This is a genomic window from Pseudomonas sp. 10-1B (genome assembly GCF_000935045.1).
GTDB lineage: Bacteria > Pseudomonadota > Gammaproteobacteria > Pseudomonadales > Pseudomonadaceae > Aquipseudomonas.
The window spans coordinates 1-2,041 of record NZ_JYKS01000080.1 but is presented as its reverse complement, the minus strand read 5'-3'; the positions used below and the strand labels follow the sequence as shown (position 1 = coordinate 2,041).

The window sequence follows — 2,041 nt, the reverse complement described above, 5'->3', positions numbered from 1 at the left end:
GTAAGGGATCCATCATCCCCACATTCCAAGCGTCCACCTGATGCCCGATGCTGCGCTCCCGATTTCTTTCTGGAGCCCGCCCGCCATGATGCGCCCCGACAGCAAAGTCGAAAAAGTCTACCTCTACCCTAAGCCTGTGGATTTTCGAAAATCCATCGACGGCCTCACCGCCCTGGTCGAGCTGGACATCAAAGTCGCCGTGTTCGACCCCGTGCTTTTCGTCTTCCTCAATAAAGCCCGTAACCGTATCAAGGTGTTGTACTGGGAGCGCAACGGCTTCTGCCTGTGGCTCAAGCGCCTCGAAGCTGAGCGTTTCAAAACGTCGCCAGACGCCACCGACGAGGCCATCGTCCTGACCGTCCAGGAACTGAACTGGTTACTCGACGGCTTCGACCTCTGGCGCAACCGTCCCCATCAGGTTTTGACACCCCGCTTCGTCGCCTGACCCGGTATAATCCGGGCCATGATTCCAGCGCCCGATGACCTTCCTGATGACCCTGCCGTGCTCAAGCAACTGCTTGCGCAGTTGCTGGCTGAGCGCACGGTCGATAAGGGCCACATCGTCGACCTGAAAGAACAGATCAAGCTGCTACGTGATCGGCTGTTCAACCGCAAATCCGAGCAGACGGTCGAGCCCAACACGCCGCAACTGGCGTTGTTCAACGAGCCCGAAAGTCAGTGGGTACCTGCCGCTGATGAGGCCGACGAAGAAGTCGTTGCGCCGACCAATCGGCGCGGCAAACGCAAACCGTTGTCGGCTGACCTGCCACGTGTCGAAATCCTCCACGACTTGCCCGAGCACGAGCAAACCTGCGAATGCGGTTGCCGCAAGCATGTGATTGGCGAGGAAACCAGCGAGCAGCTCGATATCGTGCCGATGCAGATCCGTGTGCTCAAACATGTGCGCAAGGTCTACGGTTGTCGTGGTTGTGAAACGGCGCCGGTCACTGCCGACAAGCCGGCACAGCTGATCGAAAAGAGCATGGCCAGCCCCAGCGTGCTGGCCATGCTGCTGACCACCAAGTATGTCGACGGCCTGCCGCTACACCGTTTTGAAAGTGTGCTGTCCCGGCACGGCATCGAAATCCCTCGACAAACCCTGGCCCGTTGGGTGATCCAGTGCAGCGAACACTTCCAGCCGTTGCTGAACCTGATGCGTGAGCGGTTGTTGGAAAGCCCGGTGATTCACTGCGATGAAACGCGGGTGCAGGTGCTCAAGGAACCGGATCGCGACCCGACCAGCCAGTCCTGGATGTGGGTGCAGGCCAGTGGGTCGCCTGATCGACAGGTTGTGCTGTTCGACTACACCACCAGCCGTGCGCAGGAGGTGCCATTGCGCCTGCTGGAGGGCTATCGTGGTTATCTCATGACCGATGATTACGGCGGTTACAACGCACTGGCATTACAGCCCGGTGTCGAGCGATTGGCGTGCATGGCGCATGCCCGACGTAAGTTCGTCGAAGCGCAGAAAGTGCAGCCCAAAGGCAAGACCGGTCGTGCCGATGTGGCGCTGGCGATGATCAACAAGCTGTATGGCATCGAGCGTGAACTGAAGGATGTCAGCGATGAGCAGCGGTTCATCGGTCGCCAGGAAAGAAGCCTGCCGATCCTTGGGCAGTTAAAAAGCTGGCTGGACAAGACGCAGCCCCAAGTCACACCGCAAAGCGTGCTGGCCAAGGCGGTGCACTATCTGGCGAACAACTGGAGCCGGCTGGAGCGCTACGTCGAGGCAGGCCATTTGCCGATCGACAATAACCTGGCAGAACGTGCGATAAAGCCGTTTGTGATCGGGCGCAAGGCGTGGCTGTTCAGTGACACGCCCAAGGGTGCGTCCGCCAGTGCGCAGATCTACAGCCTGGTCGAGACCGCGAAGGCCAACAGCCAGGAGCCCTATACGTGGCTGCGCCACGTACTGGAGCGGTTGCCGCATGCCTCGTTGGTAGAGGACTACGAGGCGCTGCTGCCGTGGAACTGCTCGCCGGAGATGCCACGGTAAATCACAACCCCATCTGGCGGAAGGTGGGGTTCATGGATCGCACTC

Annotated in this window: 2 protein-coding genes; both read left to right on the top strand. The window is 59.6% G+C overall.

What is annotated here, in order from left to right:
- Nucleotides 1-85: 85 nt before the first annotated feature.
- Entirely contained in the window at nucleotides 86-445 is a 360-nt protein-coding gene (gene tnpB, locus TZ03_RS27050; protein WP_009687920.1) for an IS66 family insertion sequence element accessory protein TnpB, read from the top strand.
- 18 nt (nucleotides 446-463) lie between these two features.
- Complete coding sequence (gene tnpC, locus TZ03_RS27045; RefSeq protein ID WP_051101382.1) at nucleotides 464-1,996, top strand: IS66 family transposase; 1,533 nt, start codon at nucleotides 464-466, stop codon at nucleotides 1,994-1,996.
- Nucleotides 1,997-2,041 lie beyond the last annotated feature (45 nt).

Excerpts from the sequence above, each read along its gene's own strand:
- tnpC (WP_051101382.1), top strand. The coding sequence starts at position 464 with ATGATTCCAGCGCCCGATGACCTTCCTGATGACCCTGCCGTGCTCAAG.
- tnpB (WP_009687920.1), top strand. The coding sequence starts at position 86 with ATGATGCGCCCCGACAGCAAAGTCGAAAAAGTCTACCTCTACCCTAAG.